Annotated in this window: 24 protein-coding genes and 2 pseudogenes; 13 read left to right on the top strand and 13 right to left on the bottom strand. The window is 59.9% G+C overall.

Translation table 11 applies throughout. The annotated features are described in order from the left end of the window. Positions 1-43: 43 nt before the first annotated feature. Positions 44-1,519, top strand: coding sequence for an NAD(P)H-hydrate dehydratase (locus O3W47_RS24625; RefSeq protein WP_269314788.1), 1,476 nt, complete (start codon positions 44-46; stop codon positions 1,517-1,519). 249 nt (positions 1,520-1,768) lie between these two features. Here the strand turns inward: O3W47_RS24625 and O3W47_RS24620 are convergent, their stop codons facing one another. Further along, positions 1,769-2,809 carry a GlxA family transcriptional regulator gene (locus tag O3W47_RS24620; protein ID WP_065655157.1) on the bottom strand — a complete coding sequence of 347 codons (1,041 nt, stop codon included), beginning with the start codon at positions 2,807-2,809 and terminating at the stop codon, positions 1,769-1,771. A gap of 271 nt (positions 2,810-3,080) precedes the next feature. Then, the gene (locus O3W47_RS24615; protein WP_080816823.1) at positions 3,081-3,299 is read right to left on the bottom strand and encodes a hypothetical protein; all 219 of its coding nucleotides are present in this window, start codon (positions 3,297-3,299) and stop codon (positions 3,081-3,083) included. Between the two features lie 126 nt (positions 3,300-3,425). Between O3W47_RS24615 and O3W47_RS24610 the strand changes: the two genes are divergently transcribed. Then, positions 3,426-4,364, top strand: coding sequence for a LysR family transcriptional regulator (locus tag O3W47_RS24610; RefSeq protein WP_020810641.1), 939 nt, complete (start codon positions 3,426-3,428; stop codon positions 4,362-4,364). 156 nt (positions 4,365-4,520) lie between these two features. Here O3W47_RS24610 and O3W47_RS24605 read toward each other — a convergent pair. Both O3W47_RS24605 and O3W47_RS24600 read right to left on the bottom strand, forming a co-directional pair. Next, positions 4,521-5,442, bottom strand: a pseudogene (locus O3W47_RS24605) (methylenetetrahydrofolate reductase). A gap of 90 nt (positions 5,443-5,532) precedes the next feature. Further along, positions 5,533-6,309 carry a formyl transferase gene (locus O3W47_RS24600; protein ID WP_269314885.1) on the bottom strand — a complete coding sequence of 259 codons (777 nt, stop codon included), beginning with the start codon at positions 6,307-6,309 and terminating at the stop codon, positions 5,533-5,535. 192 nt (positions 6,310-6,501) lie between these two features. Here O3W47_RS24600 and O3W47_RS24595 point away from each other — a divergent pair, with 192 nt between their 5' ends. Together O3W47_RS24595 and O3W47_RS24590 are read left to right on the top strand one after the other, a co-directional pair. Continuing rightward, complete coding sequence (locus tag O3W47_RS24595; RefSeq protein WP_003495552.1) at positions 6,502-6,663, top strand: entericidin A/B family lipoprotein; 162 nt, start codon at positions 6,502-6,504, stop codon at positions 6,661-6,663. Positions 6,664-6,781: 118 nt separating this feature from the next. Next, positions 6,782-7,534 carry a phosphodiester glycosidase family protein gene (locus O3W47_RS24590; protein WP_442864633.1) on the top strand — a complete coding sequence of 251 codons (753 nt, stop codon included), beginning with the start codon at positions 6,782-6,784 and terminating at the stop codon, positions 7,532-7,534. A 9-nt stretch (positions 7,535-7,543) separates the two neighbouring features. Here O3W47_RS24590 and O3W47_RS24585 read toward each other — a convergent pair whose 3' ends face one another. Next, entirely contained in the window at positions 7,544-7,894 is a 351-nt protein-coding gene (locus O3W47_RS24585) for a hypothetical protein (protein WP_127756956.1), read from the bottom strand. A 392-nt stretch (positions 7,895-8,286) separates the two neighbouring features. Further along, positions 8,287-8,553: a hypothetical protein gene (locus tag O3W47_RS24580; RefSeq protein WP_162935857.1), complete on the bottom strand. Its 267-nt coding sequence runs from the start codon at positions 8,551-8,553 to the stop codon at positions 8,287-8,289. On the opposite strand from O3W47_RS24580, the gene O3W47_RS24575 reads away from it, so the two are divergent. Next, positions 8,552-9,955: an L-serine ammonia-lyase gene (locus O3W47_RS24575; RefSeq protein WP_059760254.1), complete on the top strand. Its 1,404-nt coding sequence runs from the start codon at positions 8,552-8,554 to the stop codon at positions 9,953-9,955. The genes O3W47_RS24580 and O3W47_RS24575 overlap by 2 nt on opposite strands. Positions 9,956-10,020: 65 nt before the next feature. Beyond that, complete coding sequence (locus O3W47_RS24570) at positions 10,021-10,455, top strand: DUF1489 family protein (protein ID WP_035260632.1); 435 nt, start codon at positions 10,021-10,023, stop codon at positions 10,453-10,455. A gap of 84 nt (positions 10,456-10,539) precedes the next feature. On the opposite strand, the gene O3W47_RS24565 is transcribed toward O3W47_RS24570, so the two are convergent. Further along, positions 10,540-11,148 carry a transglutaminase-like cysteine peptidase gene (locus tag O3W47_RS24565; protein ID WP_035260634.1) on the bottom strand — a complete coding sequence of 203 codons (609 nt, stop codon included), beginning with the start codon at positions 11,146-11,148 and terminating at the stop codon, positions 10,540-10,542. A 260-nt stretch (positions 11,149-11,408) separates the two neighbouring features. Here O3W47_RS24565 and O3W47_RS24560 point away from each other — a divergent pair, with 260 nt between their 5' ends. Further along, positions 11,409-11,639, top strand: a complete 231-nt coding sequence (locus O3W47_RS24560) for a hypothetical protein (protein ID WP_269314786.1) — start codon at positions 11,409-11,411, stop codon at positions 11,637-11,639. Between the two features lie 223 nt (positions 11,640-11,862). Here the strand turns inward: O3W47_RS24560 and O3W47_RS24555 are convergent, their stop codons facing one another. Together O3W47_RS24555 and O3W47_RS24550 are read right to left on the bottom strand one after the other, a co-directional pair. Further along, the gene (locus tag O3W47_RS24555) at positions 11,863-12,480 is read right to left on the bottom strand and encodes a PilZ domain-containing protein (protein ID WP_003508056.1); all 618 of its coding nucleotides are present in this window, start codon (positions 12,478-12,480) and stop codon (positions 11,863-11,865) included. A gap of 183 nt (positions 12,481-12,663) precedes the next feature. Further along, positions 12,664-13,221 (bottom strand): PAS domain-containing protein, encoded by a 558-nt coding sequence (locus O3W47_RS24550; protein ID WP_162936632.1) that lies wholly within the window; start codon positions 13,219-13,221, stop codon positions 12,664-12,666. A gap of 353 nt (positions 13,222-13,574) precedes the next feature. On the opposite strand from O3W47_RS24550, the gene O3W47_RS24545 reads away from it, so the two are divergent. After that, entirely contained in the window at positions 13,575-14,312 is a 738-nt protein-coding gene (locus O3W47_RS24545; RefSeq protein WP_269314785.1) for a rhomboid family intramembrane serine protease, read from the top strand. Positions 14,313-14,466: 154 nt separating this feature from the next. Next, positions 14,467-14,901 (top strand): CBS domain-containing protein, encoded by a 435-nt coding sequence (locus tag O3W47_RS24540; protein ID WP_080816834.1) that lies wholly within the window; start codon positions 14,467-14,469, stop codon positions 14,899-14,901. 52 nt (positions 14,902-14,953) lie between these two features. On the opposite strand, the gene O3W47_RS24535 is transcribed toward O3W47_RS24540, so the two are convergent. The 4 genes and pseudogenes from O3W47_RS24535 to folE form a co-directional block, all read right to left on the bottom strand. Further along, complete coding sequence (locus O3W47_RS24535; RefSeq protein WP_137453103.1) at positions 14,954-15,283, bottom strand: hypothetical protein; 330 nt, start codon at positions 15,281-15,283, stop codon at positions 14,954-14,956. A gap of 54 nt (positions 15,284-15,337) precedes the next feature. After that, positions 15,338-16,277: pseudogene (locus tag O3W47_RS24530) on the bottom strand (patatin-like phospholipase family protein). Between the two features lie 94 nt (positions 16,278-16,371). Next, positions 16,372-16,824, bottom strand: coding sequence for a phosphoribosyl-AMP cyclohydrolase (hisI, locus tag O3W47_RS24525; RefSeq protein WP_269314784.1), 453 nt, complete (start codon positions 16,822-16,824; stop codon positions 16,372-16,374). Positions 16,825-16,950: 126 nt separating this feature from the next. Further along, positions 16,951-17,577, bottom strand: a complete 627-nt coding sequence (gene folE, locus O3W47_RS24520; RefSeq protein ID WP_003495569.1) for a GTP cyclohydrolase I FolE — start codon at positions 17,575-17,577, stop codon at positions 16,951-16,953. Between the two features lie 282 nt (positions 17,578-17,859). On the opposite strand from folE, the gene O3W47_RS24515 reads away from it, so the two are divergent. The 4 genes from O3W47_RS24515 to thrS all read left to right on the top strand — a co-directional run bounded on the left by O3W47_RS24515 (position 17,860) and on the right by thrS (position 21,319). Next, on the top strand, positions 17,860-18,306 hold the full coding sequence (locus O3W47_RS24515) for an iron-sulfur cluster assembly scaffold protein (protein WP_269314783.1): 447 nt from the start codon (positions 17,860-17,862) through the stop codon (positions 18,304-18,306). A 3-nt stretch (positions 18,307-18,309) separates the two neighbouring features. Continuing rightward, positions 18,310-18,669 (top strand): membrane protein insertion efficiency factor YidD, encoded by a 360-nt coding sequence (gene yidD, locus O3W47_RS24510; RefSeq protein ID WP_080816842.1) that lies wholly within the window; start codon positions 18,310-18,312, stop codon positions 18,667-18,669. Beyond that, positions 18,666-19,190 (top strand): DUF1697 domain-containing protein, encoded by a 525-nt coding sequence (locus O3W47_RS24505; protein WP_269314782.1) that lies wholly within the window; start codon positions 18,666-18,668, stop codon positions 19,188-19,190. The genes yidD and O3W47_RS24505 overlap by 4 nt, the downstream gene beginning before the upstream one ends. Before the next feature lie 125 nt (positions 19,191-19,315). Then, positions 19,316-21,319 (top strand): threonine--tRNA ligase, encoded by a 2,004-nt coding sequence (gene thrS, locus O3W47_RS24500; protein ID WP_269314781.1) that lies wholly within the window; start codon positions 19,316-19,318, stop codon positions 21,317-21,319. Positions 21,320-21,500 lie beyond the last annotated feature (181 nt).

The raw sequence follows: 21,500 nt of genomic DNA, 5'->3' as shown, positions 1-21,500 counted from the left end.
TGTATCGATTGCCTTTCCGGCGTTTTGAAGGGATGATCGGGATATGAAATCCCTTCCGCGCCTCTTCCTGATCGACCCTGTTGTCATGGCCCGCATCGATGCGGCGGCCGGGCAATCCGGCATTCCTCTTTATGACCTGATGGAGCGGGCGGGGCAGGCGGTTGCGGCCTCGGTGCTGCGTCACTATCCGCGGGCGCAGCGTTTCGTCGTGCTCTGTGGTGGCGGCAACAATGGCGGCGATGGTTATGTGGCGGCGCGGGCGCTTTTGCAGAGCGGAGCGGTCGTTGCGGTTCATCATCTCGGCGATGTCGGCGCACTCAGGGGCGATGCGCGGACGGCGTTCGAGCGGAGCGGCGTGACGCCGCTGCCGCTTGACGGCTATGCGCCTCTTGCCGGCGACGTGGTGATCGATGCGGTGTTCGGGGCCGGATTGTCCCGCGACGTTCCGCAGGAGCTTATTCGAGTGATCGAGGCGGTCACGCGGGCGAAGGTGCCGGTTCTCGCCGTCGACCTGCCCTCGGGCCTCTGCGGCAGGCGGGGCGCGCCTCTCGGCGCATCGTTCAGGGCCGAGCGGACGGTGACCTTCATGGCGCGCAAGCCGGGTCACCTGCTGATGCCGGGGCGGGAGCTTTGTGGAAAGCTCGAGGTGTTCGATATCGGCATTCCGTCCCGCATCCTTGATGCCCATGCGGGATCGGTGGCGGAAAATAGCCCTCTGATCTGGCGCGATGCCTTGCCTCATGCCGATATGGAAACCCATAAATTCCGTCGCGGGCATCTGACCGTCTTTTCCGGCCCGGCCCATGCGACGGGCGCAAGCCGCATGACCGCGCTTTCGGCACTGAAGGCGGGGGCGGGCATCGTCACCGTCGCCGCGCCGAGGCAAGCGCTCGACGTGCTGTCCGTCACGCTGACGGCGGTGATGAACGCGCCGGTGGACGATGCCGACGATCTGCAGTCGTGGCTGGAGGATGGGCGTCATGGCACCTTCGTTCTCGGCCCGGGTTTCGGCGACCTCGAAAAGGCGCGGCGCTTCGTGTCCCTGCTTGGAGACAGGGCCGCGGTGCTGGATGCCGATGCGATCACGGCTTTCAGGGATCATAAGGAGGCCCTGTTTGCGCTTGTCACGTCAGGCACGGGCAAATTCGTGCTGACGCCGCATGAGGGCGAGTTTGCGCGACTTTTTCCCGATCTTGCCGCCGACAGGATGCTGAGCAAGATCGAGAAGGCGCAGGCCGCCTCGGCGCGCAGCGGCGCCGTGCTGGTCTACAAGGGCGCGGACACGGTGATTGCCGCGCCGGATGGGCGGGCGCTGGTCAACGCCAATGCTCCCGCGAGCCTTGCGACGGCCGGATCAGGGGATGTGCTGGCCGGTATCATCGGCGCGCTGCTGGCGCAGGGAGCTCCCGCTTTCGAAGCGGCTGCGGCCGGGGTCTGGCTGCATGGCGAGGCGGGCCGCCGGGCGGGGGATGGCTTGACGGCGGAGGACCTTGCCCATGCGGTCCGGCCGTTTGGGTGAATTGGTCTGATTGTGTTTGCTAGCCGCTGACAGATTCGGTGGTTTAGCAAAGTTCCATCATACCCACTCCGTCACCCCGGACTTGATCCGGGGTCCAGCGCGATCGAGTCCTTGATCGCGAAAGACTCTTCTCACGGCGCAGACGCGCGTGATTGGATGCCGGATCAAGTCCGGCATGACGGAGGAGAGGTTTTTTATCCTGAAACAAGCTCCGTCGTGTTTGTAGCCTTTACCACGCATTTCACGCATTTAATGCGCGGCCTTGCCTGCCTGGCTCGCCATCGCCATTCGCGAGGCGCTGATCAGCAGCTTGCGTTCGGCGCGCTCCTGCTGCGGCGTGCGATTGTAGATTTCGCGATAACACTTGGAAAAATGCGAGGCGGAGACGAAACCGCAGGCGACGGCGACTTCGACCACCGGCATGGCCGATTGCACCAGCAGGTGGCGGGCGCGGTCGAGGCGGATTTCGAGGTAGTATCGTGCGGGCGAGCGGCCCATTTCCTGGCGGAAGAGGCGCTCCACCTGCCGGCGCGACAGATCGGCGGCATCGGCTATGTCGAGCAGCGACAGCGGTTCGGCAAGATTGCCTTCCATCAATTCGATGATCGACAGGACTTTGCTGTTCTGCACGCCGAGACGGGCGCGCAGCGGCAGGCGCTGGCGGTCGTTGGGGCTGCGCACCCGGTCGGTCAATTGCTGTTCGCAGACGCGGTTGACGAGGTTCTCGCCGAAATCCTGGCCGATCAGGCTCAGCATCATGTCAAGCGAGGCCGTGCCGCCGGCGCAGGTATAGATGTTGCTGTCGACTTCGAAGAGGTCGGCATAGACCTCCACCTGCGGGAAGGCTTCGGAAAAACCGGGCAGGTTTTCCCAGTGGATCGCGCAACGCTTGCCGTTCAAAAGGCCCGCCTGTGCGAGAATATGGGCGGCGGTACAGAGGCTGCCGATGGCGATGCCGCGATTATAGGCTTCGCGCAGCCAGGCATTGACGGATTTGTTGATGTGTTGATCCACATCGATGCCCGAACAGATGATCGCCATTTCCGGGCGGTTTTCGCCGTTGACGTAGCGCCGCTCATCGGCAAGACAGGTGTCGGGCTCAAGACAGATGCCGCTTGACGACATGACCTTCTGGCCATCGAGCGAGGAGAGGCGCCACTCATAGGCCTGATAGCCCAACATTCGGTTGGCGATGCGAAGCGTTTCAACCGCTGCGGCGAATGGCAGCATGGTAAATTGCGGAATGAGAAAAAAGACGATTGAGCGCTTCTTCTGGGAGTTTCTGCTCATTTGCCCGTGCTCCGTTGCGAATACGCAATTCCTCCCTTGGAATTGGTCTTCTGGATGTCCTGTCTACGACATCTTTAACGAAAAATACGCCGTGGAATCGGGGCTGTCAAAAAATCGCTTTTGAAATATGCAAATTTTGCGACAAGCCTTTAAAAAAGGCGGTGTGTCGCATGTAAAACAGGCAGGCTATTTTGCGCCCTTGTCTTTCCATTCGAAGGGCGGGCAGGGATGGCTCGCACGTCTCTAAACGTTGCGAGCCACCGGTTGAATGTCATCTGCGGATGACGCTTATGCGGCTGTTGTCCGTCGTCGGCCATCCGATATCCTTCAATGTTTCAGGCGGCAATGCCTCCAGTGCGCGAAGCATTTTTGCGCGACGCCATGCGGCGTAACGGGCGGCAACATGGTCGGACAGGCGATGAAGCCAGCCGCTGGATGACGGACGGTGCGAGGAACGGTTCGCCACGGGGAGATAATGTATCATGGTCATGTCTTGATCCTTTCCTGAACCACGATCCTGTTTGCGACTTCGGTATGCGCTTGCCGACGAGGCCAAATCCGCCCCGTCAATCGATGTCCCGGATGGTGCGCGCTTGTTGACATTCAATCAAACGAAATGATATCCATCTATAAATCAAAATATTTGAAGGTGCGTGCCATGACCGTGACTTTCCGCCAACCGCTGCCGTTGCTGGATAACGACATATTGAGAACCTTCGTCGCCATCGCGGAAACGGGAAATTTCTCCACCGCCGCGGAAGTGGTGTTCCGAACGCCCTCTGCCGTTTCCATGCAGATCAAGAAGCTTGAAGAGCAGTTGAAAACGACGCTTTTCCTGCGCGATGCCCGCTCGGTGACATTGACGGCGCATGGGGAGACGCTTCTGACCTATGCGCGGCGCATGATCGCGCTCTCCAACGAGGCCGTATCGCGTTTCGTCATGCCGGAACTTTCCGGCGTCGTCCGTCTCGGCGCGCCGGAGGATATTGGCGAGCGTGGCCTGCTGCCGGGCATTCTCAAGCGTTTTGCCGAAGCTTTCCCCGGCATTATGATCGATGTCACCATCGATTCCAGCTCCAATCTCTATAAGCGCATGGATGAGCAGAGGCTCGATCTTGCCCTCGTCAACTGCGCCTCCCATCCCCTTCGGGATACGGGCGAGGTGCTGATGCGTGAGCGCCTGGTCTGGGCGGGCGCCAAATGCGGTACCGCCTATCTGCGCGATCCGCTGCCGATCTCCATCTGGGAAGAGGGCTGCATCTGGCGCTCGGAAGCGATTCATTCGCTGGAAAAGCGCGGCCGCAATTTCCGCGTGGCCTATCTCAGCGGCCATACCATGGCGCAGCGCGCGGCGATTGCCGCCGATCTCGCCATCGCGCCGCTGCCGCGATCCTATGTGCAGAACGACATGGTCATTCTGGGCGACAAGGAAGGCCTGCCGGAACTCGGCTGTTTCGATATCCGCCTGATCATGGGTGACAAGGCGTCCCGTCCTGTTCTTGCCGTGGCTGAAAGCATTCGAAACGCTTTTGTCGAAGTCGCCAAGGCGGCCTGAGAACTTGGCAGCGCGCGGCGGCCGTGGCCCGTCGCGCCGCCAGAACGGCGGTTTTCAGAGTTTTTTCGCTTTTCTTCGAATCGCGAAAACACTCTGACTCTTTGTTTTGGCGCATTTCCGGACGGAAAACCGGGTTCCACTTTTCCTGGAAATGCTCTAGCCCGCCATCGAATCCGGCGATGCCGAACGGTCCACCGCGCCGGCTTGCCAGCTTCCGCGTTTGACCAGCCAGTCGGCCGAATTCTGCAATCCGCCGAAGGGGAAGACGTGAATTTGCCGTATCGGCCCTTGCGGATTGGCCTGCCAGTGCCGCTCGATCGGCCCGACGATGCTTTCCGGTGAGTGCCCCTTGGCGAGCGTCGTCAGCGAAAGCGCGTTCTTCTTGAGATAGGCGATGGAATTGCCGACGCCGCAGAGCGCGGCATATTTCAGAAGCGTCGTGATCTTGGCCGGGCCGGAAACGCCGATATGCACCGGAAGCTCGATGCCTGACGCCGCTAACCCTTCCGCCCAGGCAATGAAACGCGCGGGATCGAAACCGAACTGGGTGACGATGCGCATTGCGGCATCGCTTCTTTCAGCAAAATCGCGTTTCAGCCTGAGTGCGGCCATCGCCGTGTCGTCGTTGAAGTCGGGGCTGCCTTCCGGGTGGCCCGGCGATGGCGATCTGTCTTATGCCGCAACGGTCGAAAATGCCGGTGGACAGCACGTCCATGCTGGATGCGAAGGGACCGGCCGGCCGGTCGACGCCTCCGCCGACAACCAGAACATCGGTTACGCCCGCTTCTCCGGCAAGCCGTTTTACCTGTTCCTCAAACGCTGCGCGGGAGGGGATGCGCCGCGCTGCAAGATGCGGCACCGGCTCGTAACCGAGATCGCGCAAATGTCCTGCGGCTTCAACGAGCCTTTCCTGCGAGGCCGCTCCGGTGTCGGTGAGATAGACGCGCACACCCTGCGGAAAGAGACCGGCAAGGTCGGTCGCGCCAAGCACCTGCGCGGGCGAGGCTTCGATGGAGGCGGGAATGATGGAAGCGGCGGAAATATCGGGCAATTTGTGCGTGATCCTTTTTATTATCATGCACCTATTTTATCGCGAAGTCTGCGCCTGTTGCGGCAAGACAGGCTTGCATCTGCGACGAAGCTCGTCCCCAATCCCTGACGCACGGTTTCACCAGATCCGTTTCGTCAGGCCGTTCCAAAGCCATGTCCAGATGGTCGGCGGGAAGCGCAGTACCGATTTGCCGGGTGAGGGCGGCTGCGGCGCGAGGCTGCCGGAAAGGGCGTCCTCGATGGCGCTGACGGCGATATCCACCGAAGCGGCGGTCAAAAGCAGCGGATAGGTGGCGATCGTGTCGGAAGGGGATGGTTTCAGCCGCTTCTCGTAGAGCGTGGCGCCGGTATCCACGCCCTTGTCGACCAGATGCACGGTCGCGCCGAAATTGCCGCGGTCTTTTTCCACCAGCGCCCAGTATCCGCCCATCTGCCCACGATAGGCGGGGTTGATGCCGGCGTGGAAATTGATGACCGGGCATTGCAGGGCCTGAAGCGTGGTCGGCGTCAGCAGGCGGCAGGAAATGGTGAAGATCGCCGCCGGTTTCAGCAGACTGGCGGCCTTGCGGCATTCCTCATCGTTGAGCGAGGCGAATTGGGTGACGGGGAGGCTGTGATGGAGATCGGGAGAAAGGCCGTGTTCGGCGATGATCGCCTCGCTTCTGCGAACCGTGAAGCGTTTGCCGAGCCGCGAGGCGATCATCGTCGCTATCTGGCCCGCAGCGACAATCCAGCCGAGCCTTCGCGCGCGCCGCCTGAGAATGACCGACTTGCTTTCCGGCTGCTCCATGAAAACATGGATGTCGGGAAATCGGGCCGCCAGCGCATTGATCATGACATTGGGGTTCACCCCGCCCGCCGTCATCACCAGAAGCCGATTGTTGATGTCAGTCATATCACCCACGGGATTTTCCTAAGCCATGATCCAGACGCCGAGTTTCACGCGTGAACTTCAAAACCATGTTAATTTTCATCGACAGGATTTTTTGAAATGCCGCTGGAACGGATTTTTGGGACTCACGTTATTGTGACGCATATCACATCGGTACTTGCCTTAGGACGGCAAGTCATAGGGGAGTAGTTTCACATGATCACACGCATTCTTTCGACCGTTTTCGTGGCTTTGTTGACCGTTGTCACCCTGAGCTCCTGCGGTAACACCATTCGCGGCATGGGTCGGGACACGGCGAACGCCGTCGACGCGACGCAAGATGCCGGCCGCAATGTGGACCGCGCCGCCCGTCGCTGACGACATCTCCCCTTAAAGGTCCGGCGTCATCCTGAAACACGGGTGACGCCTTTTCTTTGTCCGAATTTTCCTGCGAATGTGCCCGAACGAGAATCACGGGGCGGGCATGAACGGATCGATGAAAAGACTGGCCAAGCTACTGTTGCCATTGCTGTTGCCGTTTTCGGCTCAGGCCGGCGGGCAGGCGGATTTCTGCAGGATCGTGGACCATGCGGGCGGTCGTTATACCGTCTGCAGTTTCGATCCGGCAAAAAGCACCATCCGTATTTACGACCGCGATCATGTCTCCGGCCAGGGATATGGCTCCTTTGCCGCTCTCTCCTCGGCGCTGTGGCGGCAGCACATGTTCAGCGTCTTCGCCATGAATGGCGGCATGTACCATTCGGACTATTCCCCCGTCGGGCTCTTTATCGAAAATGGCATCGAACGCTCGCCGATCAGCACTGGCGGCGGCTGGGGCAATTTTCATCTTCTGCCCAATGGCGTGTTTTATCTGAAGGGGACTGCGGCCGGCGTGCTGGAAACGCAGGCCTATCTGGCGGCCGGCGTAAAACCGGATTTCGCCACGCAATCCGGGCCGATGCTTGTCATCGATGGCAAGCTGCATCCGCGTTTTCTGCCCGATAGCGACAGCCTGAAGCGGCGCAACGGCGTCGGCGTTTCCCGCGATGGCATGGTGCATTTCGCCATTTCGGAAAATACCGTGCGCTTTTACGATTTCGCCACGCTGTTCAGGGATGTGCTGGACGCGCCGAATGCGCTCTATCTCGACGGCACCATATCCAGCGTCGATATTCCCGCAATGAAAAGGCGGGACTCGCTGTTTCCGATGGGGCCGATCATCGCCGTTGTCGACAGGGTGCCGGATTAACCTGAACGATCAGATCGACGCCTTGGGATAGGCTTTTTCGAGACCGGCCGATGCCGTCAGCCCCTTGCGGAAGGCGAGAAAAGCGGGGTGCTGGCTCGCCCTTGCGGTTTCCGTGATGCGGATCTGCAGCCGGGCAGGGGCATTGCCGCCAAGCCATTCGCCGGTCGTTTCCAGCTTCAGGCTGTTGAGGAAGCGGGCATTGGTCTGCTGGTCGAGATAAAGATTGAGGCCAGCCAGCAGGTTCTCGTCCTGCAGGGCGTTTTCCATCAACAGCAGCACCCAGGCTTTATCCTCGCTTGCAAGCGAAGTGAGTTTCGACGCGACCGTTTCGCGATCAGGAAAGGAGGATGCCTGCTGCATGGGGTGACTCGCATCGTTGCCGTTGTCATCGTGGATAAAGCAGCACTGGCAGCCTTTCAAGGCGCGGCGCTTTAGCGCAAGAAATTCGACCGCAAGGTGTTTGGCTGGCGGGGTTTTCAACAGGTGTTTGTAGGAAAGCTTTAAATAACGGTTACACTTTAGCCTAAATTGCGGCGAAGCCTAAAATGGCGCTTATGCGGGCCTCACGCTAACACCTTGTTTTTTCACATACCTATGCACGGGGCGAATGGCAGCCTGTCGAAAACGCCTTCATTTAGCCGCTTTTTGCATTTGCCTTCGCCGCCGGATTTTAATAAATGCTTGCCTCAACGGGCCGGGTCTTGAAGATCCCCCGGAGAGTGAATAGCTGGAGTAATCATGGAAGAAACCGCTCAGAAATCCTGCTGGGGCGTCACCTTGCGCGCACTTGCAGGCTTTGCCGCTTTTCTCGCATTGACGTACATTTTTGGCAGCCCATAAGCATCTCTCCTGAATGACGGGTTTTGAAACGGCGCGGTTTTCCTTTGGAAACCGTGCTGTTTTCGTTTGAAGGCAATTATGTCGCAGCTGCGCAAACCGCTGACGCTCTTTTGTGGCGATCCGTTTCGGCTTTGGATATGATGGTGGTGGAATCCATTCTTATTCAAGGCGAACTTCATGTTTCTTTCGGTCTTTGACGTCTTCAAGATCGGTATCGGTCCTTCGAGCTCCCATACGATGGGGCCGATGACGGCAGCCAACCGCTTTCTGGCGCTGATCCTCAGCGATGAGTGGCCGCGGCCGGCAGGCGCGGCCGTTGCGCAACTGAAGGTCAGTCTGCATGGCTCGCTCGCCTTTACCGGCATCGGCCACGGTACCGGGCGTGCCGTGATCCTCGGTCTCACCGGCGAACGGCCGGATATCGTCGACCCCGATGCGATGGACGCCATCATCGAGACGGTGGAAAAGGCCGGCGCCGTGACGCCGCCCGGCCATCCGTCCTATGTGTTCCGCCCGGCCGAAGATCTGGTCTTCGACAAGAAGAACCCGCTGCCCGGCCACGCCAACGGCATGACCTTTTCCGCCTTCGACAATCAGGGCAGGCTGCTCATCAAGCGGATCTATTATTCCGTCGGCGGCGGTTTCGTCGTGACCGATACGGAGCTGGAGGCGATCAAGCAGCGCGGCAAGACCATCGATAACGGTCCGCGCGTGCCTTATCCCTTCGCCACCGCGCGGGAAATGCTGGATATGGCGGCCCGTTCCGGCCGCACCATCGCCCAGATGAAGCGGGCCAACGAGGAGACGGTGGTTTCCCGCGAGGAGCTGAACGAGCGTCTCGACCAAATCTGGGAAGCGATGAACGGCTGCATCGAGCGCGGTCTGAAAGTGGACGGCATCATGCCTGGCGGCCTGAAGGTGCGCCGCCGCGCCCGCTCCATTTACGAGAAGCTGAATGCGGAATGGCGCAGCAACCGGCTGAACCCGGTCATGGCCAATGACTGGCTGAGCGTCTACGCCATGGCCGTGAACGAGGAAAATGCCGCCGGCGGCCGCGTGGTGACTGCGCCGACCAACGGTGCGGCAGGCGTCGTTCCGGCCACCGTCAGATATTTCCGGCATTTCCATGAGGATGCGAGCGTCGATGACGTGCGCGACTTTTTGCTGACGGCGGCCGCCATCGGCGGCATCATCAAGCACAATGCTTCGATTTCAGGCGCGGAAGTGGGCTGTCAGGGCGAAGTGGGCTCGGCTTCCGCCATGGCGGCGGCAGGCCTTGCCGCGGTCATGGGCGGATCGCCGGAACAGGTGGAAAATGCCGCCGAGATCGCGCTCGAGCATCATCTCGGCATGACCTGCGATCCGATTGCCGGGCTTGTGCAGGTGCCGTGCATCGAACGTAATGCCATGGGCGCGGTGAAAGCGGTGACGGCGGCCTCGCTGGCGCTGAAGGGCGACGGCCAGCATTTCGTGCCGCTCGATGCCTGTATCGAGACCATGCGCCAGACCGGCAACGACATGAGCGAGAAATACAAGGAAACCTCCACCGGCGGCCTTGCCGTGAACGTTGTGGAGTGCTGAACGGGCAGGGCGTCAGGCATGGTTGCCATGCTTGACGCCCGCCGCAAAAAGGCATTGATAGAACCATGCCTTTACATCTCATCAAACTTTGCGTTGGCGCGGATTCAATCCAGGACTTGAGAGACTGGGTCGCGCATCGTGCTCTGACTGCAATTGCCGCGGGCCTCGAGCCGCATAGCGTCCACACCACCCGCATGATCCCGAAACGTGTCGAGGAATTGCTCGAGGGCGGTTCGCTCTACTGGGTCATCAAGGGGCAGGTTCAGGCGCGGCAGAAACTTCTCGATATCCGCTCCTTCAAGGGCGAAGACGGTATCTCCCGATGCGATCTCATTCTCGGCCCGGAGGTCATCGAAACCTCACCTGCGCCGAAGCGCCCGTTTCAGGGCTGGCGTTACCTGAAGGACGACGAGGCGCCCCGCGATCTCGGCGGCGGCACGGGCGGCGAGGACATGCCTTCCGATCTCAGGCGGGAACTGGCGGAGCTTGGGCTGCTCTGACGCTTAACGGATTTGAATATGAAAAAGCCGGCATCCTTGCGGAGCCGGCTTTTTCATTTGGGGGGAGACGGGTCGGTCGTGCGGTTAGTTGATGCCGCCGACCGCATTGGTGGCGCGGCCATCCTGAATTTTGACCCAGCGGCCGGGATTGGCGGTGTCCTGGCGCTTCAGGTAGGTATATTCGGTTTCCGACCAGTTCATGACCTTGTTGCGCATGTTGTCGAGAACGAAATCGCCACGATCGGTGCGGACGGTCAGAACGGCATGGCCTTCGCCATTCGGCTGCAGAACCACGGTGATCAAGAGGTTCGAAGCGGAGAAGCCTTTGTTCATCAGCATCTTGCGCTTCAGGAGCACGAAGTCTTCGCAATCGCCGACCGTGGTGGGATAGGCCCAGCGTTCTTCGACGCCATAGATTTCCATGTCGGTCATCGGCGTGATGGTGGTGTTGACGGTGTAGTTGACGTCGAGCATCGTCTTCCAGCGCTCTTCGGTCAGCTTCATCGGGCCGTTGTCCAGCGAGGTCGGCTGGCATTCGCTCTGATAGGTCTGGCAGAATTCATAGTGGCCGATCGGCGGGTTGGCCTTGCCGATGACGCGCATGACGGCGGCCGGCGAGGCGCTAGCCTGATGCGCGAAGGCGCTGACGATGAATGCGATCAGAGTGAAAACGAAACGGTTGTTCTTGTTCATTGCTTGTCTCCCCGTGGTGAGGAGACATTCGCAGGTATATTTTGACCCGGCGGAAATTTGCGAAGCGCAATTTGAGCTTAAATTTCAGCAAATTAGCCGTTGTTTTGAACTGTATTCGAACTAGTTTTTATGCGTGTTTGAAGCAAATTTTATTACAATTTTACGCATCCTGGCTTTAGGCTTTTGGTAGCCATCTAGACCGCTGTATTGACAGCGGTTTTCCCCCTCCTGCGGTGTCCGTGGTTGCGCGCGGCTGGCTTGTGGCGCGTGACGAAGAGGTGGATTTCCCGTTTTGGGATGGCTGTTTCAGGCTGGGACAGGCCGGAAAAAGCGACAAAAAAACTTCAAAAAAACTGCATTTTTTCTGGAAAAAAGTTTTGCGGAGCGATTTTCGTGCCGTTGATGATCTGGCCAAGGGTGCAACATGTTCCGCTGCGCCCATCCTCTTTACCGACTATGGTGGATCCGGGACAGCCCGCCGCATGCCGTAGGCGTCAGGGCATGAAAATGGAAGTTCGGTAGCGAGAAGTGAGAATAAAGCACCTGACGCCAGGAGCGGCTGGTGAACCCGATATGGTCGAAGACAGGGCACCGCCTGCCAAGGCTCCATCCGGGAATTTTCGCAATGATGCGATTGGGGCGAGCGCAAGACGCGCCAAAAATGCCGCAGGCATTCTTGCAGGCGCAAAGCCTGCCGTGTCCGGGTGGAACTGCTTAGAGAAATTCGATCAGTGCGTCGGGCGATTGGACGCGGTCGAATTCGACGGCGACGCCTTCCATGAAGTGGCGCACGATCTTGCCGCTCATGTTCTTGCCGAGCTGGACCCGGCTTCCGAGCGGCGGCCGGTTTTCGATCTCGATTGCCGCGCCCGACAGAGAAAGGTCGATCAGCCGGCAGGCGACGAGCACGCCGTCTTCCAGAACGAGCTGAGCTCTCGCATTGCGCGGCGTCAGGCGGTCGTGGCGGCGGTCTTCCGGCAGGCCGAGCAATTGACGCTTGGCGATCCAGGCGAGCTGCGCGGCGAGTTTTTCCCGCTTGCGCTCCGGCGCGTTGATGGCGATGAGGAAGCCCGATGCGGTGAGCGATGTCACCGTGCCTTCGATGCGGCCGATATGCTGGAGATACGCGATGACGCGGTCACCGTGGCGGGCAATGCCCGAGCAGGTGAACTGCGCTCTTTCGGCGGTCATCTCGGTCGCGGTGCAATCGTATTCTTCATGGTCGGGCAACATCAGGCGGCCGGTGAAGGACACACGGACGGCGTCGTCGAGATGAGCTTCCTCAACCGGACGCAGGATTTGGGCGGTGTTGACCGAACGGGACGAAAACATGGGCAGCGCAATTGTAATGAATGATGACGGTAAGTTTCTACCCTGCGCGAGTTAACAGACTGTATTGTTTAATCTCTACAATTTTTCTGATCGGCAATATCGTTACAGTTCTGACGTATTTTTTTGAGATTCCGGTGCTGCCGGACCTCTCCCGGAGGGGCGGAGAGCGCTGGAACAGGTCCGTCAGCAGCTTTCGGCGCGCGGTGTATCCTCGGCCCCCTTGTTCAGCGGATACCCTTCCGGCGCGATGTCCAGGCGCAGCAGGCGGCTGCTTTTCATGGACAGGCACTGGATGGGCGCGGCGAATTCGTGTCTTGGCCGCTCCGCAAGCAGCGCCCCGAGCAACCTTGGGGCGGCGTCGGGATCGGTGCGCAGCGGCAGGAGCAGCATTTCGAACGCCAGCGGTGCCGCGCCATAGCCGTCCTCCGCCTCGACATCGAAGACCACGGGCAACTGGTGGTGCAGGATGCCGCGCGCGACGCGGCAGGGGAAGACGGCATTTGCCGGCTGCCACAATTCCGAAAACGGGCGATCCCGCAATTCCCGGCCGAACAGATCGCAAAGACGAGTACCGGCAAGGCGGAAGAACGGGGTGTTCTCTCCCTTGTCCGTGAGGATAAAAAGATCGCCAAGGTGATGTTTCAGCTTTGCGGGATCGATGTCCTCGCGTCGCGGGGCCGATCGCTTGCCGCGCAGTTCATCCCAATAGGCATATATGTCCAGTCCGGCCATGCTCTTCATAGCATCTCTCCATGTTCGTTTTTGGGACATCATGTCCATCCGAACGTCTGTATCTGGAGGTGTAGCGATTTTCGTGCCAAGTGGATTTGTTAAGGGTAACAAAGGGTTGATATTGCCTGACGGCGGCGGTCGTGGCATCGGAGCGGCCATGTCGGGGAAAGCTCCGTCAGCACAATTCGATGGCGTCGCCTGTTCATTTACTGCGGGCCTGCAAGCCGGACCGCCCGCGACCCGGCGTCCTGACCGATTGCGGTTTGGGCGTCGCGCGCTTCAAAGGCGGGACGGCTTTTTTTCGTTCGGGCTTCCTATATTGCTCGGGGAACGCAAAATTCGACCAAGACAGGGATGGGATCATGTCCTACGGGGACGGCGAACAGCCGCCGGTTTCGGAAACGCCGGAGCCGAAAGACGACACGAACAATCCCGTCTTCAACCTGCCGTCGCTGCTTGTCGGCATTCTGGCTGCGCTGATCGTCGCTTATGTGGTTCCCGCCTATCTTCTGTCAGAGGAAGGCAATGGCTGGTTCATCTTCACCTTCGGCTTCATTCCGCTGCGTTATGCGGTGCCGTTTTCCCAGCAGGGGCTGGAATGGCTCTGGACGCCGGTGACCTATTCTTTCCTGCATGGCGGCATCGAGCACATTCTCTTTAACGGGTTGTGGCTGATGGCCTTCGGCGCGCCGGTTCTGCGCCGGATCGGAACAGTGCGCTTCGTGCTGTTATGGTGCATTTCCGCCGCCGTTTCCGCCTTCGGCCATGCGGCTCTGAACTGGGGCGATGTGACGGTGCTGATCGGGGCGTCGGGTGTCGTTTCGGCGCTGATGGGGGCGGCCTGCCGCTTCGCTTTCCCGGCACGTGGCGGATATAGCGCCTCCTTCGGCCATATGATGCCGCGGCAGAGCATTCTTGGGGCGCTTTCCAACCGCACCGTGCTGATCTTCACGCTGATGTGGCTGTTCGGCAATGTGCTGATCGCGGTCGGCGTGCCGCTATTCGGCGATGTCGGCGGTGAAATTGCCTGGGATGCGCACGTCTTCGGCTTTCTGCTCGGTTTCCTGTTCTTCGGGCTTTTCGATCGACGACTGGTCTGAGCCGATCACGCTCCTTGTCGGCCGTGGCGCAAATTTGCTTTCGCGCGTCCCATCCGGGATTGCATTCATGCCGACCTCAGCGCACCATATCCCCTGATTTGCAACCGCCGGGGGAGACTGCGGCGCTGCGTATCGCTGAAAAGAGGAGGAAGGCATGCCAACATTCGTAAAGGATCTTCTCGACCGCAAGGGCCGTGACGTCGTGACTGTCGGTCCGGAGGTCAGCATCGGCGAGGCGGCGGGAACGCTGCACGCGCATAAGATCGGTTCCGTTGTCGTGACCGATGGCGATGGCGTCGTTCTCGGCATTTTCACGGAGCGCGATCTCGTAAAGGCCGTGGCGGGCCAGGGTGCCGCTTCCCTCCAGCAATCCGTGTCGGTGGCCATGACCAAGAATGTCATTCGCTGTCATCACAATTCCACCACCGATGAGTTGATGGAAATCATGACGGGCGGGCGCTTCAGGCATGTGCCGGTTGAAGAGAACGGCCGCCTTGCCGGCATCATTTCCATCGGTGACGTGGTAAAGGCGCGGATTGGCGAGATCGAAGCCGAAGCGGAGCACATCAAGGCCTATATTGCCGGATGATCCTGCGTCCCGGCGTGCAATGGCTGGAAAAGCTTCAGTCTCGGGCCGGGACTCATACATCGCCTTCCGTCACGTATCGCCATTGAAGAAAGTCGGCTATTTTGGTGGATATTTCCACGTAGAAGTCTCGCTGTGGATGATCGGCGCAGACGATTTCAACCCGATTGAACTGTGAAATCAATTCGCCGCTGCTTGACCAGTTGCCATCGGCCGTTCCTTTCACGATGGTGATGTCGATCCACGGCTGCCCCTCCGCCGACGCAAAGGTGACATCGTTTGTCCGTTTGAGTTCAGGTTGTTCTTCCAGAAACCCGATCAATCGATTCGTGTCGCACAGTGTGTTTTCGTCGGTCGGGGGCAGGATTGAGATATACCAATACATGGTCTCACCACGGCTGGGCGTTTCATCTATCCGTTTCGTGCTTAAAGCAGGGCGCTAGCGCCGGAACGCCTGCTGCATGCGCTCAAGTTCCGGAATGCGGGAACGTGTTTCCTCATATCCCCGGTCGATGGCTTCGCTGGCGCGATGGAATTCCGAGAGGCCGATATCGTTGATGCGTGGGTGCATCATCAGGTCGGGAGGATCGCCCGCTAGGCGCGAGCGTGAAATCCGGTCCTGGATGATGTTGAAGGCCTGCACCATGACGCCCGGCAGGCCGGGACGCGGCGGGCTTTCCACAGCCGGTGCTACGCCGCCATGCGATGGCGAGGCGGCGTGCTTGACCACGGCGGAGCGGCCGAAGAGGTCGTAATTCAGATTGACCGCGACGACCAGCGCCTGCTCATAGGCGCGGCAGACGGAAACCGGCACGGGATTGACGAGCGCGCCGTCAATCAGCGTGCGGCCGTTGCACTGCACGGGTTCGAAAATGCCGGGCAGGGCATAGGATGAACGGAGCGCGGTGACGAGGTCGCCCTGATGAATCCACACTTCGTGGCCGGTGCGCAGCTCCGTGGCGACGGCAATGAAGGGATGGTCGAGATCTTCGACGCGCAGACCTTCGAGATGCTCCTGCATGCGCTTTGTCAGCCGCATGCCGCCAAAAGCCGCCGCCGCCGATTGTCAGATCGAGCAGACCGGCAATGCGGCGCATCGTCAGCGAACGGGCGAATTCCTCCAGCTCATCGAGCTTGCCGGCGAGATAACAACCGCCCACCAGTGCGCCGATCGAGGTGCCGGCGATCATGCCGATCTTCACGCCGGCCTCATCCAGCGCCCGCAGAACGCCGATATGGGCCCAGCCGCGGGCCGCACCGCCGCCCAGGGCGAGCGCTATCCGGTGTTTGTCGACGATCTGGGTGACGGGCGGCTCATTGCCGGTGGCTTCGGGATTTCCTGCCGCAAGATGATTGTGACGATTTCCCCATCCCAACATGACCGCACTCCCTGCCAGTTCCGTCAGGCTCCGTCCTATCCCCGGAACCCGCTATATTGGTAGCAAATTGGTGCGGCCGATGGAAGGTGGCCGTTCAAGTTGCGGAATAGGTGGTCGCCGGATCGAAATGGCGGGTATCGTCGGTGATCTTCGTCACCGCCTGGCCCTCGGAGAGTTCGACCGTGCGATAAAAACAGGAGCGGCGACCGGTGTGGCAGGTCGCGTCATGGCCGGCGACGGAGACCTTCAGCCATACGGCGTCCTGATCGCAATCGGTGCGGAATTCCTTCACCGTCTGCAGATTGCCCGACGTTTCGCCCTTCTTCCAGATCTTGTCGCGCGAACGGCTGTAATAGTGGGCGATGCCGGTCTCCAGCGTCAGCGACAGGGCTTGCGCATTCATATGGGCGACCATCAGCAACTCGCCGTCACGGGCATCGGTGACAACGGCGGTGACGAGGCCGTGAGCATCGAATTTCGGCGAAAAAAGACCTGCGTTTTCGAGCACTTCCTTATCCGCAGGGGCGGATGGAAAGGGAATGGACATGGTAACCCCGGAAAATCAACTGGCGGAACGATTGGAGCGGCGGATAAACGGAATCGTTTCCGCCACTCGGGATTTTCTTGCGCATCGGATTTTCCGAAAACCGCGTTACGGCCTTCGGTCCGGCGCCTAGCGGTTCCGCACCATGGTCATGAAGCGCACCTGTTCGGCCGGATCGTTCTTAAACGTGCCGGTGAAGCTGGTGGTCAGTGTCGTCGACCCCTGCTTGTTTACGCCGCGCATGGACATGCACATATGTTCAGCGTCGATCATGACGGCCACGCCGCGCGGTTTCAGGGTTTCCTCGATCGATCTGGCGATCTGCGCGGTCATGTTTTCCTGCGTCTGCAGGCGGCGGCCGAAGATTTCGACGACGCGGGCGATCTTCGACAGGCCGAGCACGCGGCCGGCCGGAAGATAGGCGACATGCGCCTTGCCGACGATCGGCACCATATGGTGTTCGCAATGGGAGAAGAAGGGGATGTCGCGCACCAGCACAACATCGTCATAACCGCCGACTTCCTCGAAGGTCGTGCCGAGCACGTCCTGAACGTTCAGCTCATAACCGGCAAAAAGCTCGCGATAGGCCTTGGCGACGCGCTTCGGCGTATCCAGAAGTCCTTCGCGGGCGGGATTTTCTCCTGCCCAGCGCAGAAGAACGCGCACTGCTTCTTCCGCTTCGGCCTGGCTTGGGCGAGCTTCTGCCACGTCGGGTTTTGCGCCAGCGCCGGGGAAATTCTTCACGATCGCATCCATTCCGTCTCTCCCGATGCGGGTAAAGGCCGCACCTGAATTCGTTTTTCATCGCGAACTCTTGTTCGCAGTTGCTGCTATCTGGTTGTTTTACAGCATTTTGGCAAGACCGATGCTGTTATTTCGGTATCGGAGCCGTTAATTTCATCACGGCTTGATGTCCAGAAAGCTCGTTAGCATATAATGAGAATGAAGGGCAGGAAAGCTTCACTGCGACAAACGCTGTGTTTGAAAAATTTGACCTGTCCTGTTTTTGGGCAATCTTGAGCGCGCCGGGCACCGACGATGGACGATATCTACAATAATCGCATTCTGGACTTTGCCGGGAATATTCCGCTCATCGGCGTTCTTGAGGATGCCGACGCCAGCGCCGAGAAACACTCCCGGCTGTGCGGCTCCAAGCTCAAGGTCTATCTGAAGGTCGAAGGCGGCATCGTGACCGCGTTTTCGCATGAGGTTCGCGCCTGCGCGCTCGGCCAGGCCTCCGCCTCCATCATGGCGCACCACATCCTCGGGGCTTCCAGCGGCGAAATCCGGCAGGCGCGGGAAGACATGCTCGCCATGCTGAAACAGGACGGCGAGGGGCCGACGGGCCGTTTCGAGGATATGCGGGTGCTTCAGCCCGTCCGCGATTTCAAGGCCCGCCACGCTTCCACCATGCTGACCTTCGAAGCGGTGGTCGATGCGCTCGACCAGATCGAGGGGCGGCCGGCTCTCAACGCCGCAGGTTAGGCGATGTGCGGCGAACCGGGCTGCCGGCACCAGCAGACGGCGGAAAAAGCCGGCCGATCCCGTAACTGGACGGGCAGCTTCGCCAAAACTCCGGGGCGGCTTCTGGGCGTCGGTTTCATCCGGCTTTATCAGCTGACGCTTTCCGGCTTCATCGGAAATTCCTGCCGCCATATCCCCACCTGTTCCGAATATGGCTACGAAGCCATTGCCCGACACGGGCTTTGGGCCGGCGGATGGATGACGCTGTTTCGCGTCGCGCGCTGCGGGCCGGGCGGCACCAGCGGGCTGGACCCGGTGCCGGAAGTGCTCGATGGCGGCAGGCGCTGGTGGATGCCGTGGCGTTACTGGAGCCTGCATCGATGAATGACTATGTGGCCCTGCTGCACAGCATCGTGCTCGGCGCGGGCAAGCGGCTCGTCATGGCCGATCTGCGGGCAATGGCGGAAGAACTGGGATTTGCCGAATGCAGAACGCTGGTCGCGACTGGAAATCTGGTTTTTCGCGCCGGGGCGGCACCTGTTCGTGAGATTGAGGACAGGCTGGAGCGCGCCTTCGAAGACCGCTTCGGCAAGCATGTCGATATTCTCGTTCGTTCGGGGAGCGACTGGCTGAAACTGGCGGCGGACAATCCTTTCGTCCAGGGCAATCCGCCGGATGTCTGCGTTCGGGTGATGCGGGCGCCGCTGGACAACGGCGTCCTCGAATTGCTGGAGAAATACCGCGAGAGGGAAAAGATCGCGCTTGCCGGCGGCGATCTATGGATCGATTTTGGCGGCAAGCCGAGCGAGAGCAGGCTGCTGTCCGTGCTGACCACCAAAAGGCTCGGTATCGGCACGACCCGCAACGCCAATACGGTCAATGGTCTCGCGCAAATGCTTCGCTGAGCTGTCCTTCGCCTTTGACTGCAATGGCAAAAGCCTTTATCAGCCTGCCTGTCCGCTTGTCGCGGGCAAATCATTATTCCAACACCACCCGCATTCGTTGGCGGGACTGGACAGGAGATTAGACAATGTCTGAAGCTGTTTCCCTTACATTTCCCGATGGATCCGTGCGCAGCTACCCCGCCGGTACGACCGGCCGCGAGGTCGCCGAATCCATTTCCAAATCGCTTGCCAAGAAGGCTGTCGCTATTGCGCTTGATGGCACCGTGCGCGATTTGTCCGAGACCATCACCGATGGCAAAATCGAGATCGTCACGCGTGAAGACGGGCGTGCGCTGGAACTCATCCGCCACGATGCCGCTCACGTCATGGCTGAAGCCGTGCAGGAGCTTTGGCCCGGCACGCAGGTGACGATCGGCCCCGTCATCGAAAACGGCTTCTATTACGACTTCGCCAAGAACGAACCCTTCACGCCGGAAGATCTGCCGAAGATCGAAAAGCGCATGAAGGAAATCATTCTGCGCAACAAGCCGTTTACCCGTGAGGTCTGGTCGCGCGAGAAGGCCAGGCAAGTTTTCGCCGCCAAGGGCGAGAACTACAAGGTCGAGCTTGTCGACGCCATTCCGGAAGGTCAGGACCTGAAGATCTATTATCAGGGCGACTGGTTCGATCTCTGCCGTGGTCCGCATATGGCCTCCACGGGGCAGATCGGCATGGCCTTCAAGCTGATGAAGGTGGCCGGGGCCTATTGGCGCGGTGACAGCAACAATGCGATGCTGTCGCGCATCTATGGCACCGCCTGGGCGACGCAGGAAGAGCTGGACAATTACCTCCACGTGCTGGCGGAAGCCGAAAAGCGCGATCACCGCCGTCTCGGCCGCGAAATGGACCTGTTCCATTTCCAGGAAGAAGGCCCGGGCGTCGTGTTCTGGCACGGCAAGGGCTGGCGCATGTTCCAGACGCTGACGGCCTATATGCGCCGCCGGCTCGCCAATACCTATCAGGAAGTCAATGCGCCGCAGGTGCTGGACAAGTCGCTGTGGGAAACCTCCGGTCACTGGGGCTGGTATCAGGAAAACATGTTCGCGGTGAAATCCGCCCATGCCTTCACCCATCCCGATGACGAGGAAGCCGATCAGCGCGTTTTCGCCTTGAAGCCGATGAACTGCCCGGGTCACGTACAGATCTTCAAGCATGGCTTGAAGTCTTACCGCGAAATGCCCGTCCGCCTTGCGGAATTCGGTACCGTGCATCGTTATGAGGCTTCCGGCGCTCTGCACGGCCTGATGCGCGTTCGCGGCTTTACGCAGGACGATGCGCATGTCTTCTGCACGGAAGAGCAGATGGCTGCGGAATGCCTGCGCATCAACGACCTGATCCTCTCCGTCTACGAGGATTTCGGTTTCAGCGAAGTCGTCGTCAAGCTCTCCACGCGCCCGGAAAAGCGCGTCGGTTCCGACGATCTCTGGGATCGCGCCGAAAGCGTGATGATGGATGTTCTGAAGACCATCGAGGAGCAGTCCGAAGGCCGCATCAAGACCGGCATTCTGCCGGGCGAGGGCGCGTTCTACGGGCCGAAGTTCGAATATACGCTGAAGGACGCCATCGGCCGTGAATGGCAGTGCGGCACGACGCAGGTGGACTTCAATCTGCCGGAACGCTTCGGCGCCTTCTATATCGACCAGAACTCCGAAAAGACGCAGCCGGTGATGATCCACCGCGCCATCTGCGGCTCGATGGAGCGCTTCCTCGGCATTCTCATCGAGAACTTCGCCGGCCATATGCCGCTGTGGTTTGCGCCGCTTCAGGTCGTGGTCGCGACGATCACCTCTGATGCCGATGATTACGGCCGTGAGGTTGCCGAAGCGCTGCGCGAGGCGGGCATGGCGGTCGAGACCGATTTCCGCAACGAGAAGATCAACTACAAGATCCGCGAGCATTCGGTGACCAAGGTTCCGGTCATCATCGTCTGCGGACGGAAAGAGGCGGAAGAGCGCACCGTCAACATCCGCCGTCTCGGTTCGCAGAACCAGACGCCGATGTCGCTGGAAGATGCGATTACGAGCCTCGTGGACGAGGCGACGCCGCCGGATGTGAAGCGCAAGCTCGCGGCGAAGAAGCAGGTTGCGTGATAACAGTTACGGCCCCTTCGGGGGCCGTTTTTGTTTGCGAGCGAAGTCCTGAAAGCTCTCTTCCGTCATGCTCGGGCCTGTCCCGAGCATCTGCAACGTCTCGATTGAATTGGACGTGATTAGATCCTTGGGACAAGCCCAAGGATGACGCCGTACATAAGGCAGGGAAAAGACCCAAAAG

This window comes from Agrobacterium sp. LMR679 (genome assembly GCF_027157905.1).
In the GTDB taxonomy this organism is placed as follows: domain Bacteria; phylum Pseudomonadota; class Alphaproteobacteria; order Rhizobiales; family Rhizobiaceae; genus Agrobacterium; species Agrobacterium leguminum.
The sequence above is the reverse complement of the archived record's forward strand: the minus strand, read 5'-3'. Positions and strand labels throughout refer to the sequence as shown.